Below are 12,713 nucleotides of genomic sequence, written 5' to 3'. Positions count from 1 at the left end.
GGTTGTTTTCAGAACTTACTTTTTAGCCACTATGACCGCCCGCATCGGCGCCGGCAGCCCTTCGATCGTTTTGCTGTGATCCTCAGGATCGAGGAAATCGCTGAGCGACTGGTACTTCATCCACTCCGTCCCGCGCTGTTCCTCGACCGTGGTCACGCTCACATCCACGCACTTCACATCGCTGAAACCGGCACGTCGCAGCCACAATTCCAGCGCCGGCACGGACGGCAGGAACCACACGTTGCGCATCTGTGCGTAGCGATCTTCCGGTACCAACACCTGATGCTTGTCGCCTTCGACCACCAGGGTTTCCAGTACCAGTTCACCGCCCTTGACCAGGCAATCCTTCAGCGCCAGCAAATGCTCGATCGGCGAGCGGCGATGGTAGAACACGCCCATGGAAAACACTGTATCGAAACCTTCCAGGTTCGCTGGCAAGTCTTCGAAAGGAAACGGCAGGTGCCAGGCATTGGGTTGCGACAGGTAACGCTGCACCGCCTGGAACTGGCAGAAGAACAGCCAGTTCGGGTCGACGCCGATCACGCTGTCGGCACCGGCGCCGAGCATGCGCCACATGTAATAGCCGTTGCCGCAGCCGACATCGAGGATGCGCTTGCCCTTGAGATCCAGGTGCGGAGCGACCCGCGACCACTTCCAGTCCGAACGCCATTCGGTGTCGACGTGCACGCCAAACAGATCGAACGGTCCCTTGCGCCATGGCGACAGGCCCATCAAGGCGCTGCGCATCTGCGCGCGGGTGGCGTCGTCGCAATCGGTATCCAGTTTCAGGCCATTGAGCAGGTCGACTTTGCTGGGCTGGATGTTCGGCAGGGCATCCAGCGCACTCTGCCAGCGCTCCAGGTCGCCGTGACCCTTTTCCATTTTCTTGTCGAGTTGCGCTTGCAGGGTGTTGGCCCATTCGGCCAGCGGTGTACCCGCCAGATGGCGGGCGAGGGGGGACAGATCGATCATGGCAAGGCAATCAACGAGGCAAAGTTAAGGCACTGGAACCACGGCACGACTTTCGAGAACCCGGCAGCCAGCAGGCGTTCGCGGTGTTCTTCGAGGCTGTCGGGCTTCATGACGTTTTCGATGGCGCTGCGCTTCTGGGCGATTTCCAGTTCGCTGTAGCCGTTGGCGCGTTTGAAGGCGACATGCAGGTCGGTGAGCAGCGCGTGCTCCTGCTCGTCTTCAAAACGCAGCTTTTCCGAGAGAATCAGGGCGCCACCGGGCAGCAGCGACTGGCGGATGCGCGCGAGCAACTCGGTGCGCTGCGGCCGGGCAATGAATTGCAGGGTGAAGTTCAGCGCCACCACTGAGGCTGGCTGGAAGTCGAGAGCCAGAATGTCGCCTTCGATTACCTCCACCGGCAACAGCTCCTGGAACATCGAGTCCTGGCCGTTGAGGTATTCACGGCAACGCTCGACCATCGCCGCGGAGTTATCCACAGCGATGACGCGGCAACCGTCGGTGCGCACATGGCGGCGCAACGCCTGGGTCACGGCGCCGAGGGACGAACCGAGGTCGTAGAGCACACTGTTCGGCTGGGCGAACTGCGACGCGAGCACGCCGAGGTTTTCGACGATGGTCGGATAACCTGGCACCGAGCGCTTGATCATGTCCGGGAACACCCGCACCACGTCCTCGTTGAAGGCGAAGTCGGGCACCTGGGCCAACGGCTGGGCGAATAGGCGATCGGGTTCTTTGCTCACGGCGGTTCCGGCGGTGTCGGTGGAAAAGGCCGGCATTTTAGCCAAGTTGGCGTGGGGATGCGCGGTTTGTCTGATAAACCGCCGGGAATGGTGTGGTGCGAATACAAGAGCTATCGCGGTTTGTGTGCAAACGCCGAAGCCGTGATGCCCCACTGCCCCAGCCAGTAACTGAGGATGATCACATACGGCGCGGCGTTGAACGGCGCAACGAAGCGGTTGATGCCGATCACGCTGTCGGAAAACACGAACGCCACGGCGCCGCCGGCTGCCAGTAATGCCGAACGCCTGGGCACGTCGGTGCCCAGGCGGGCCAAGGCGCGCCACAGCATGGCGCTGATAGCCACGCCGTAGACGATCACTGGCACGGTCAGTGGGCCCAGGCCGTTGGCCAGCAGGATGCCCAGCAGGACCGCGCCCACCACGAGGGCGAAGATCAACGGCAGCAGCGCCAGCCGACGGCAATCGCTCAGGTAAGCCTTGAGGTACGCCAGATGCGCGACGAGGAACGCCCCGAGGCCGAATACGAACAAATCCCCCGGCCACGCCAGCAGCACATCGCCGAGCAGCGAGAAGATCAGGCCCAGGCTGATCCAGCGTCGATAATCGCTGGGCGGCGCGTCGTGCAGCCAGCCGAGCAGGGCGAGCACCGGTAACGGCTTGACCAGCAGGCACAGCAGTGCGGCATGCACACTGAGGCCATAGAGAAAGGTCACTGCGCCCATCAACGCCAGAATCAGCCAACCCATGATCAGTTGACCGAAATTGCGCAGTCAAAGCTGTCCACCGGCAACACTTCCGGTGCCCAGGGTTGTTGCGAGGTCAGGCGCAACCGCCCGGTGCCCGCGGCAAAAGCCTGGAACCGCCAGGTCGAAACCCCGGCAGCCCCCACCACGCCGGCATCTTCAGGGTTGCGATACACCTCTGGCCCCAGCGCGCGCAGCACGCCCCCGGCCGAATCCTGGATGGCCCAGCGATAGCCCGTGGTCGGGTTGCTCGGCAGGCTCAGGATCAGGTTTTGCCCGTTGCTCATCTTCACCGGGCATTCGCTTTGTTTTTCCACTGTCACGTTCTGTTTGGGCTGCGAAGCGCAGGCGGCCAGCAGGGCGAGGGCGAGGGGGACAAACAGGCGGCTGGGGGACATAAGGGCGGAGGCTCCGGCGTTCACGACGAACGGCGAGCATAACTTAAGATGAGACAAATTGTGACAGCGTCGCCCGGTGAAGACTATTCCCTGCCTGTGCAGGCAATAGTCTTCAAGTGTCTGCGACTTCTAACTCTCCGTAATGTCAACGTTGCCCAGGACATCGATGAGTTTGCCCGAGCGATCAAGCAGGTCTGCATGGAAGCCAATTTTGTAATTGCCTTCATGGAACTCAACGGTGAACGTACCTTTTTCAATGGTAGCGCGGGTCACTTCTACGTTATCTACACGCTGGGAATACAATACCGTTTGGATTCCATCGGGGCCTGAGGGAAATTCGTGTTTCCCGTTGGGAATGTCCCGGCTTGTGATGATGTAGAAAACTCGATGATCGTGGTCAGTTGGATTGGCGCGATAGGTTCCGGAAAAGTGTTTTTTGCCGTCAGGATCTGTATAGACCTGGACCTGAGTCGCGTTGAAGTCTGGCTCCGGGGGCAGTTTGGCGGTGAACGTTCCGGAATTTTTGGTGGTTGCGACCATTTCATTCTCCCTGCATGACGCTGATTGATGAGCTGAACGACGTTCGTCACCAGTATCTGGAAGCAGTTGGAGAAGCGTTACTATCAGAACTGACAGTTTTTAGAACGATTGGTTGTTTAGGTCGCGTGAATGGATGAGAAGGCGCTGTAAACAAGAGATCTACAGCGCCTTCAACGTTAGAACAGGACTTTCGCCACATCCGCAAACCGCTTGGCGAAATGCACCGTAATCCCTTCCTTCAGGTAATCGGGCAACTCTTCGAAGCTGCCACGGTTGGCCTCTGGCAGGATCAATTCGAAGATCTTCTGCCGACGCGCCGCGATCACTTTTTCGCGCACCCCGCCAATGGGCAGGACATGCCCGGTGAGCGTCAGTTCGCCGGTCATGGCCACGCCTTTTTTCGCCGGTTGGTTGCGTGCGAGCGAGAGCAGGGCGCTGGCCATGGTCACACCGGCACTCGGACCGTCCTTGGGGGTGGCGCCTTCCGGCACGTGCAGGTGAACGAAGGCTTCGTCGAAGAACTTCGGATCACCGCCAAACGACTTCAGGTTCGAGCTGATGTAGCTGTAGGCAATTTCCGCCGACTCCTTCATCACGTCACCCAACTGCCCGGTGAGCTTGAATCCTCGGTTGTGCGTGTGAATGCGTGTGGCTTCGATCGGCAGTGTGGCGCCGCCCATGCTGGTCCACGCCAGGCCCGTGATGACGCCGGTGCCGGACAATACCTGTTCGTTACGAAACACTGGGTGGCCCAGCGACGCTTCGAGGTCTTTCGGGCCGAGCTTGATCACCGCCTTCGGATCGTCGATCAGCTTCATCACCGCCTTGCGCACCAGCTTGCCCATCTGCTTTTCGAGCTGGCGCACACCGGCCTCACGGGCGTAACCGTCGATCAAGGTTTTCAAGGCGCTGTCGCTGATCGACAGGCTGCCCTTCGAAACACCGGCCTTTTCCAGCAGCTTGGGCCACAAGTGGCGCTTGGCAATGGCAACTTTTTCTTCGGTGATGTAACCCGACAGGCGAATGACTTCCATGCGGTCGAGCAACGGGCCGGGGATGGAATCCAGGGTGTTGGCGGTGCACACGAACAGCACTTTGGACAGGTCCAGGCGCAGGTCGAGGTAATGGTCGAGAAACTCGACGTTCTGCTCCGGGTCCAGCGTTTCCAGCAGCGCCGAAGCCGGGTCGCCCTGGTAGCTCTGGCCCATCTTGTCGATTTCGTCGAGCATGATCACCGGGTTCATCACTTCAACGTCTTTCAACGCCTGGACGAGTTTGCCCGGTTGCGCGCCAATGTACGTGCGCCGGTGGCCCTTGATCTCGGCTTCGTCGCGCATGCCGCCGACACTGAAGCGGTAGAACGGCCGCCCCAGGGACTCGGCGATGGATTTGCCGACGCTGGTTTTGCCCACGCCCGGCGGACCCACCAACAGCACGATGGAACCGCTGATCTCGCCCTTGTAGGCGCCAACGGCGAGGAATTCGAGGATGCGATCCTTGATGTCGTCGAGCCCGGCATGGTGTTTGTCCAGCACCTTGCGCGCGTGCTTGAGGTCGAGTTTGTCATCGCCATATACCCCCCACGGCACCGAGGTCGCCCAGTCGAGGTAGTTGCGGGTGACGGCATACTCCGGCGAGCCTGTTTCGAGGATCGACAGCTTGTTCATTTCCTCCTCGAGGCGTTTTTGCACCTGCGCCGGCAACACCTTGCCTTCCAGGCGCTGCTCGAACTGCTCGATGTCGGCGCTACGGTCGTCTTTGGTCAGGCCGAGTTCCTGCTGGATGACCTTGAGCTGTTCCTTGAGGAAAAATTCGCGCTGGTGCTCGCCGATCTTGCGGTTTACCTCGGCGGAAATCTCCTTTTGCAGACGCGCGACTTCGACTTCCTTGCGCAGCATCGGCAAGACTTTTTCCATGCGCTTGAGCATCGGCACGCAATCGAGCACTTCCTGCAACTCGCTGCCGGTCGCCGAGGTCAGCGCAGCGGCGAAGTCAGTCAGGGGCGAGGGGTCGTTGGGGCTGAAGCGGTTGAGGTAATTCTTCAGCTCTTCGCTGTACAGCGGGTTGAGCGGCAGCAGTTCCTTGATCGCGTTGATCAACGCCATGCCGTAGGCCTTGACCTCGTCGGTCGGCTCGCTCGGCTGGTGCGGATACTCGACTTCCACCAGGTAGGGTGGACGATGGTGCTTGAGCCAGGTCTTGAGGCGTACGCGAGTGAGGCCCTGGGCAACGAATTGCAACTTGCCATTTTCGCGGCTGGCGTGGTGCACCTTGACGAGCGTGCCGTACAGCGGCAAGGCGGAAGTGTCGAAGTGGCGCGGGTCTTCCTGGGGCGTGTCCATGTAGAACAGGGCCAGGGAGTGATGGTCGGACTTGCTCACCAGATCCAGGGTTTCGGCCCAGGGTTCTTCGTTGACGATGACCGGCAACACCTGGGCCGGGAAGAACGGGCGGTTGTGGATCGGGATGATGTAGACCTTGTCCGGCAGGTTTTGGCCAGGCAACGCGAGGCCTTTGCCGGCCGTACGGCTCGGGGCATTTTCTGGATCAGCGTATTCGCTCAGGTCTTCGGGAAAATCTTGCTGGTCGCTCATTGGGACACCTGCGCAATGGGTATGGGTCTTAGATGGGGCAGGTTAATGGTGGTTTCAATGATACCTGGGTGTTAATTCGGCCCCGCCCCCTCTAGGAGCGAGCTTGCTCGCGATGGCGGTGCATCAGTCAGCGAACATGGCGCCTGACACACTGCCATCGCGAGCAAGCTCGCTCCGACAGGGGATGGGGTGACAATAAAAAAGGCGACACCCCTGAGGGTGTCGCCTTTGTTTATTGCCGCTACAGCTTACTCAGCCAATTTGTAAGCAATAACATAGTCACCTTGCTTGGTGCCCAGCGAACCATGACCACCCGCCACGACCAGCACATATTGCTTGCCGTCCTTGCCGGTGTAGGTCATCGGTGTGGTTTGCGCACCGGCGGGCAGGCGGCCTTCCCACAATTGTTTGCCGTTTTTCACGTCATAAGCGCGCAGGTACTGATCGAGGGTGCCGCTCAGGAAGCCCACGCCACCGGCGGTGGTGAAGGTGCCGCCCAGGCTGGGTACGCCCATGCTCAACGGGATCGGTACCGGCGAGCTGTCACGCACGGTGCCGTTCTTGTGTTTCCACAGCACTTTGGACGTGGTCAGGTCGATGGCAGCCACATAACCCCAGGCTGGCGCCTGGCATGGCAGGCCCATTGGAGAGAGCAGCGCTTCCAGCACCACACCATAAGGCGCGCCCTTGTTCGGCTGCACGCCTTCGGTTTCGCTTTTGCGCGGGCCTTGGGCTGCAATCTCTGCCGCCGGGATCATCTTCGATTTGAACGCCATGTAGCTAGGGTTCACGAAGGCGATCTGACGGATCGGATCCACCGAGATACCACCCCAGTCGAACACGCCGAAGTTGCCTGGATACACGATCGACCCCTGCAGCGACGGCGGGGTGAACGGGCCTTCATAACGCATGGATTTGAAGTCGATCCGGCAGATCAGTTGGTCAAACGGCGTCACGCCCCACATGTCGTGCTCCTGCAGCGGTGGCGGCATGAGGTTCAAGTCAGACTTGGGCTGGGTCGGCGAGGTGTGATCCCCTTCGACTGCGCCTTGTGGCACCGGCACTTCGTTGATCGGCACAATGGCCTGGCCCGTGCTGCGATCGAGCACGTAGATGCTGCCTTGCTTGGTGGAGGCCAGTACTGCTGGCTTCACGCCGTCAGCGGTTTTCAGGTCCATCAGGGTAGGCTGGCCACCCACGTCCATGTCCCACAGGTCATGGTGGGTAAACTGGAAGTGCCAGCGCACCTGGCCGGTGGCGATGTCGAGGGCGGTCAGGCCCGCGGCATGCAGCTCCGATTCGGGCGTGCGGGCACCCCCGAACTGGTCCGGGGTCTGGTTGCCCATCGGCAGGTAGAGCATGCCGAGTTTTTCATCGACGGCAAACATGGACCACATGTTCGGCGAGTTACGGGTATAGGTCTTGCCCTCGGCAATCGGCGTGGTGTCGTCCGGATTGCCGCTGTCCCAGTTCCACACCAGCTTGCCGGTGTGCACGTCGAATGCGCGGATCACGCCGCTCGGTTCGTCGGTAGAGACGTTATCGGTGACGTGGCCGCCAATCACGACCAGGTCCTTGGTGACGGCTGGCGGCGAAGTGGAGTAGTAACCACCGGCGGCGAACCCGCCGATGTTGGCGCGCAGGTCGACCTGGCCGTTGTCACCGAAGTCTTCGCACATCTTGCCGGTGTCGGCGTTGAGGGCGATCAGGCGGGTGTCGGCGGTCGGCAGGAAAATCCGGCGTGGACAGGCGTTGGCTGCCGGCGCAGGGCTGGCGCTGCCGGTAGGGCTCTGCTCGGACGCATAAACAGCGTCATCGTGGTAGGACACGCCACGGCAGGTCATGTGCGCCCAACCCTTGAAGTTCGCCGCATTCTGCGTCGACAGCTTCGGATCGAAACGCCAGATTTCCTTGCCGGTGTCCGGGTCCAGCGCGATCACCTGGCTGTGCGGCGTGCACACGTAGAGCATGCCGTTGACTTTCAGCGGGGTGTTTTCGGCGGTGGTTTCGCCCGGGTCATTCGGCCCCGGCAAGTCGCCGGTGCGATAGCTCCAGGCCTCGACCAGCTTGTGCGCATTTTGCGGCGTGATCTGCGCCAGAGGCGAATAGCGATCACCATGGGCGCTGCGACCGTATGAATTCCAGTCACCGTCGGGCATTGCCGGGGCGGTGTTAACCATGCCCGCAACGCTGTCGCGGTCCAGTTGACCCTTGATTTCACCCGGGTTGGTGAATTGGCTGGCCAATGCGGTTACGCCTGCCAGCACCACGGCGACGCCCAACGCGCCCGTGCCCAACGGCGCTGCGCCCTCACGCAGGATCGGGCGACGGAACCAAGGCAACAACATGACGATGCCCAGGGCAAACAGCAGCGCCAAACGCGGCACCAGTTGCCACCAGTCGAGACCGACTTCCCACAAGGCCCACACGGTGCTGGCAAACAGCACCAGTGCATACAGGCCCAATGCCGCACGGCGCGCCATGATCAGCAGCACCCCGGTCAATGTCAGGCCAATACCGGCCAGCAGGTAATACAGCGAGCCGCCGAGCAGGCTCAACTTGATCCCGCCGGCCAGCATGGCCAGGCCCATTAGTAGAAGCAGTAGGCCGAGCAGCGTCGGTAGCAGACGGCCTCGACTCAAAGCACCATCAGTGCTCATAGTGTGATTCTCCGTAAGGTTTCATGTATTCCTTCGCAGGTTCACTGTAGATGACGATCCCACGAAGGCATTGGTTCAGTTGCAAGGGCGATGGTTAGAACGACGACTGGATCTTGATCCCGCCAATCAGCGCGTCGTCGACCTTGTCCACGCCACCGGGGTGGCGGATGTATTGCAGATTTGGACGCACGGTCAGCCAATTCGTGACGTGCACGCCGTAATAGAGCTCGGCGCTGTACTCGGTGTCTTGCGGGGGCAGGAAGGACGGGTCGTCGTAGTCGTACACCGCCCGTGCCTCGTTGTGAGCTTCGGCATTCTTGCGATAGGCCGGGTTGACGTGAACCCGTGCCAGGGCAAACCCGATGTCGTCTTTGGTGCGAGCATCAAACAGGCCCTTGTAGACGACCCCCCCTGGACATAGTTGTCGATGGCGTTGGTCTTCTTGTCATGCATCGTGCCGTTGGCGAAGACGCTCAGGCCGCGAGAATTATCGCTGGCGCGGCGGGTGATCTGCTGCTGCACGCCCAGCCACACGCCATGCTTGCTCGAAGCGCTTCGGTAGGCCTCGCCGCTCAGTGCCGCTGGCTGACCGTTGCGGTCCTTGTAGGCGTCCGTGGCATTGGCATTGCTGTAGTAGTAACCGGCGCGGTATTCGCCCGGCAGGCCATTGAGTTTCGGCGTCCACACCAGCTCCACCGGCAGGATCGCGCCCTGAGTGCCGCTGCCGCTGAGTTTGAAACCGTTGCCGCGATCGAGGTTCGACGGGTTTTGCTCATAGGCGCCGACTTGCGCATACAGCTCGGGCGTCAGGTGATACTTGACCCGCATCGCCCACTGGCTGACGGGCCAGTTGTACCAGATGCCGCCCACCCAGTTGCCGACCTGCGAGCCGCAGAACGCCAGGTTCTGGAAATCGCAGGGGAAGCTGTTGAAGTCCTCGCCTTCACCAAACCGGCCGACCTTGATGTCGAGCTGCTGGTCGAAGAATTTCTGCTGGTACCACATCTGCGTCAGGCGCCAGGTTTGTCCGCGGCCCCAGACTTCCTGGGCCGACGTGAAACCGCCGACCCGTGGATCGTTGATCCTGTCATTGCTGATGTTGTTACCGCTGCGTTCGGTGATGGTCAGCTGAAATTCTGCGTCGCGCCAACCCAGGATTTTCTGCAGGTCCAGATGTGCGCCCAGACCGAACTGATCGCTATAGCGGGCAGTGCGATCGTGGTCGTAGCCACCGTGCAGATTGCTGCCCATTTCGCCGGTGTAATCGAGTTTGAAGTCGTAGCCTTTTTCCGAAAGCTCGCTGCGCGTGCCGTTCCAGTCGCCGAGCATCCAGGGGGAATCGTTATCGAAGGCGGGTGCGGCCTGAACACACGTGGCAAGGCTTAGGGCGCCAAGGCCTGTTATCAGGCTCAAGGTGTTTTGATGGCTGACGGGCGCGAAGACAGCGCTGTCTCGCAAAAATCGAAAATAAGGCATGGGAAGTTTCTAGATCTTTTTCTGGGGATGAACTGCGAACCGCAAGGATGCAACGCGAATGGATGAAGCGTTTCAGCTTTTCGGGCGCAAGGATAATGTTCTGTTACAAATAGAGAAAGGCCTTTTCCCGACATGAATTCTTTCGAAATCGGTAACAGTGTCGCGCGGCGATATGTCGCGCTTCACCTACATTTAATCCATGGCGCCACACAAGTCTTCCACCCGGACAGGCCCTCGGCTAAGGTGCGCGACTTTCCACTCATTCATTGCTCGAAGGCCCGGCATGACCGAACAGAACAACAACCCGCTGCACGGCGTGACCCTGGAGCAAATCCTCAACGTGCTGGTTGAACACTACGAATGGTCGGGCTTGGCCGAGCGCATCGACATTCGCTGTTTCAAGAGTGATCCAAGTATCAAGTCCAGCTTGACGTTCCTGCGCAAAACGCCGTGGGCGCGGGAGAAGGTCGAACGCCTGTACGTGAAGTTGATGCGTACCAAGCGACCGATCTGAACATGCTTAAATCACCGGCTTTTGTGGCGGTAGCCGCTTGCCTGGGCTGGGCCGGGCTGAGCATCCAGATGTACCTGATCTTCCACTCGCGCTGGACACTGGGCGCCAGTCTGCTCGGTGGGTTGGTCAGCTTTTTCAGCTACTTCACCGTCATTACCAATACGCTGGTGGCAACCGTCCTGACCTGTCATCTGAGCGCTCGCGAATCAGCGGCCAGACGCTGGTTTCTGCAACCGGGGGTCAGCAGCGCGATTGCCGTGAGCATTGTCATCGTGGGCGTGGCCTACAACGTCTTGTTGCGCCATCTGTGGCATCCCGAAGGCTGGCAGTGGGTGGCGGATGAGCTGATGCATGACGTGATGCCGTTGCTGTTCCTGGTCTGGTGGTGGCTCTGCGTGCCCAAAGGCACCTTGCGATTGCGGCATATTGGGCTGTGGGTGATCTACCCGGTGGTGTATTTCGCGTATGTGCTGCTGCGTGGGCATTTGCTGGCTGTTTATCCGTATCCCTTCATCGATGTCGACAGCCTGGGTTATCCACAGGTGTTTCTGAATGCGGGGGGATTGCTGGTGGGGTTTTTGGTGATATCGCTGGTGTTGATCGGGGTGGATCGATGGCGGGGGCGGGTTTTGTAGTTTCTGGGCAATAGCCATCGCGAACGGGCTCGCGATGGGTTCCAGCCCTATAACCGGTCACTCTTCTTCAGAGTCATCCAGCCGCCAATACCCCACGGCCTTCAAGAACTGCTCATCCACCCCATGCTCATCCAGCAGCACTCGGCGAATCTGTCGTGACGCCTTGCTCTCGGTGGCGACCCACGTGTACAGGCTGCCGCTGGGGATTTGCAACTGCTTCACGGTGGCCAGCAGATTATCCTTGCCACCTTCGCGCAACACCCAGATCACGTTGACCTGCGCCGCGCTTTCCAGCTTCTGCTGTTCGGCGCCGCTCTCCACTTCGACCACCACCAGCGCCCGGCGATTGGCCGCCAGGCCTTCCAGGCGACGGGCAATGGCGGGCAGGGCGGTTTCGTCGCCGATCAGCAAATAGCTGTCGAACATGTCCGGCACAATCATCGAACCCCTGGGCCCGCCGATGTGCAGGAACTGTCCGGGCCGGGCCTGTTCCGCCCAGGTCGAGGCAGGGCCATCGCCGTGCAGCACAAAGTCGATGTCCAGTTCCAGGGCGTCGAGGTCGTAGCGGCGTGGCGTGTAATCACGCATCGCGGGCATCGGCCCGTTGCCCTTGCCGGCGCCCAACACCAGGGTTTCCAGGGCGGCTTGCTCGGCTGCGTTCTGCGGGAACAGCAGTTTGACGTGATCATCAGCGCCCAGGCTGACGAACCCCGCGAGTTCCGGCCCACCCAGGGTAATGCGACGCATGCGTGGTGTCAGGTCAACCACGCGCAGCACTTGCAGGCGACGGCGTTTGATGTCGTGCATGACGCGGTGAATGGATTGTTCGATCACTTGGGTCATTCGGTGTTCTCCCGTATGGACGCCACGGCAGGGCCGTCGACAATGGCTTTGGCGGTGTCATTGAGCAATGCGGAAACCCGCAGGATTTCTTCCGGGCTCCAGCGCCCGTGATGCAGTTGCAACGCATGGCGCAGGTTATGCACAGCCTCGTGGATCTCGGCCGGCCGATCATGGCCGCGCAATGATCGCTTGCTCACATCGATGCGCATGCGCACGCCTTCCAGGGCAATCGCCTGCTCGCTTAAAGACAAACGTCCGGCGTCGGTCACGCTGTAACGTTTTTTTCCGCCTTCGGCATCGCCCTGGATCATTTCGCTTTCTTCCAAAAACGTCAGGGTCGGGTAAATCACGCCCGGGCTGGGGCTGTAGGCGCCATCGAACATGCCTTCGATCTGGCGGATCAGGTCATAGCCGTGGCAGGGCTGTTCGGCGATCAATGCCAGCAGCAACAGCTTGAGATCTCCCGGGGCGAACACTCGTGGGCCGCGACCGCCGCGTTCGCGGCCGGGGCGTTTTTCAAAACCGTCGCCAGGATGTTCGCGATGGGGGGAATGATGGTCTCTCATGGTGTTTTCTCTCTTCATTTCTAGATACAACG

11 protein-coding genes and 1 pseudogene are annotated in these 12,713 nt (G+C 60.4%); 2 read left to right on the top strand and 10 right to left on the bottom strand.

Going from position 1 to position 12,713, the window contains the following annotated elements; translation table 11 throughout:
• Positions 1-15 precede the first annotated feature (15 nt).
• The 8 genes and pseudogenes from cmoB to AB4N64_RS19835 form a co-directional block, all read right to left on the bottom strand.
• The gene (gene cmoB / locus AB4N64_RS19870; RefSeq protein WP_460117699.1) at positions 16-972 is read right to left on the bottom strand and encodes a tRNA 5-methoxyuridine(34)/uridine 5-oxyacetic acid(34) synthase CmoB; all 957 of its coding nucleotides are present in this window, start codon (positions 970-972) and stop codon (positions 16-18) included.
• Positions 969-1,748, bottom strand: coding sequence for a carboxy-S-adenosyl-L-methionine synthase CmoA (gene cmoA / locus AB4N64_RS19865; RefSeq protein WP_460117698.1), 780 nt, complete (start codon positions 1,746-1,748; stop codon positions 969-971). The genes cmoB and cmoA overlap by 4 nt, the downstream gene beginning before the upstream one ends.
• 74 nt (positions 1,749-1,822) lie before the next feature.
• Positions 1,823-2,458 (bottom strand): lysoplasmalogenase, encoded by a 636-nt coding sequence (locus tag AB4N64_RS19860; protein ID WP_460117696.1) that lies wholly within the window; start codon positions 2,456-2,458, stop codon positions 1,823-1,825.
• A 2-nt stretch (positions 2,459-2,460) separates the two neighbouring features.
• Positions 2,461-2,853 (bottom strand): protease inhibitor I42 family protein, encoded by a 393-nt coding sequence (locus AB4N64_RS19855; protein ID WP_460117694.1) that lies wholly within the window; start codon positions 2,851-2,853, stop codon positions 2,461-2,463.
• A gap of 129 nt (positions 2,854-2,982) precedes the next feature.
• Positions 2,983-3,393 (bottom strand): hypothetical protein, encoded by a 411-nt coding sequence (locus AB4N64_RS19850; protein WP_460117693.1) that lies wholly within the window; start codon positions 3,391-3,393, stop codon positions 2,983-2,985.
• Positions 3,394-3,569: 176 nt separating this feature from the next.
• A complete protein-coding gene (lon, locus tag AB4N64_RS19845) occupies positions 3,570-5,987 on the bottom strand; it encodes an endopeptidase La (RefSeq protein ID WP_460117691.1) in 2,418 nt (805 codons plus the stop codon).
• A 248-nt stretch (positions 5,988-6,235) separates the two neighbouring features.
• On the bottom strand, positions 6,236-8,647 hold the full coding sequence (locus AB4N64_RS19840) for a glucose/quinate/shikimate family membrane-bound PQQ-dependent dehydrogenase (protein WP_460117689.1): 2,412 nt from the start codon (positions 8,645-8,647) through the stop codon (positions 6,236-6,238).
• Between the two features lie 94 nt (positions 8,648-8,741).
• Positions 8,742-10,123: pseudogene (locus AB4N64_RS19835) on the bottom strand (carbohydrate porin).
• Positions 10,124-10,406: 283 nt separating this feature from the next.
• On the opposite strand from AB4N64_RS19835, the gene AB4N64_RS19830 reads away from it, so the two are divergent.
• Complete coding sequence (locus tag AB4N64_RS19830) at positions 10,407-10,637, top strand: VF530 family protein (RefSeq protein ID WP_460117687.1); 231 nt, start codon at positions 10,407-10,409, stop codon at positions 10,635-10,637.
• Between the two features lie 2 nt (positions 10,638-10,639).
• Positions 10,640-11,272 (top strand): Pr6Pr family membrane protein, encoded by a 633-nt coding sequence (locus tag AB4N64_RS19825; RefSeq protein WP_460117685.1) that lies wholly within the window; start codon positions 10,640-10,642, stop codon positions 11,270-11,272.
• A gap of 57 nt (positions 11,273-11,329) precedes the next feature.
• Here AB4N64_RS19825 and AB4N64_RS19820 read toward each other — a convergent pair whose 3' ends face one another.
• On the bottom strand, positions 11,330-12,115 hold the full coding sequence (locus tag AB4N64_RS19820; protein ID WP_460117683.1) for a siderophore-interacting protein: 786 nt from the start codon (positions 12,113-12,115) through the stop codon (positions 11,330-11,332).
• Entirely contained in the window at positions 12,112-12,681 is a 570-nt protein-coding gene (locus AB4N64_RS19815; RefSeq protein ID WP_460117681.1) for a PadR family transcriptional regulator, read from the bottom strand. Before AB4N64_RS19815 ends, AB4N64_RS19820 begins: the two co-directional genes overlap by 4 nt.
• Between the last annotated feature and the right edge of the window lie 32 nt (positions 12,682-12,713).

Source organism: Pseudomonas sp. S2_C03 (genome assembly GCF_054668405.1).
This window is presented reverse-complemented; position numbering and strand designations above follow the sequence as displayed.

What these genes read in the sequence shown, in the direction of transcription:
- AB4N64_RS19830 (WP_460117687.1), top strand. Translation starts at nt 10,407, where the DNA reads ATGACCGAACAGAACAACAACCCGCTGCACGGCGTGACCCTGGAGCAA.
- cmoA (WP_460117698.1), bottom strand. Translation starts at nt 1,748, where the DNA reads ATGCCGGCCTTTTCCACCGACACCGCCGGAACCGCCGTGAGCAAAGAA.
- AB4N64_RS19855 (WP_460117694.1), bottom strand. Translation starts at nt 2,853, where the DNA reads ATGTCCCCCAGCCGCCTGTTTGTCCCCCTCGCCCTCGCCCTGCTGGCC.
- AB4N64_RS19850 (WP_460117693.1), bottom strand. Translation starts at nt 3,393, where the DNA reads ATGGTCGCAACCACCAAAAATTCCGGAACGTTCACCGCCAAACTGCCC.
- cmoB (WP_460117699.1), bottom strand. Translation starts at nt 972, where the DNA reads ATGATCGATCTGTCCCCCCTCGCCCGCCATCTGGCGGGTACACCGCTG.
- AB4N64_RS19860 (WP_460117696.1), bottom strand. Translation starts at nt 2,458, where the DNA reads ATGGGTTGGCTGATTCTGGCGTTGATGGGCGCAGTGACCTTTCTCTAT.
- AB4N64_RS19820 (WP_460117683.1), bottom strand. Translation starts at nt 12,115, where the DNA reads ATGACCCAAGTGATCGAACAATCCATTCACCGCGTCATGCACGACATC.
- lon (WP_460117691.1), bottom strand. Translation starts at nt 5,987, where the DNA reads ATGAGCGACCAGCAAGATTTTCCCGAAGACCTGAGCGAATACGCTGAT.
- AB4N64_RS19825 (WP_460117685.1), top strand. Translation starts at nt 10,640, where the DNA reads ATGCTTAAATCACCGGCTTTTGTGGCGGTAGCCGCTTGCCTGGGCTGG.
- AB4N64_RS19815 (WP_460117681.1), bottom strand. Translation starts at nt 12,681, where the DNA reads ATGAGAGACCATCATTCCCCCCATCGCGAACATCCTGGCGACGGTTTT.
- AB4N64_RS19840 (WP_460117689.1), bottom strand. Translation starts at nt 8,647, where the DNA reads ATGAGCACTGATGGTGCTTTGAGTCGAGGCCGTCTGCTACCGACGCTG.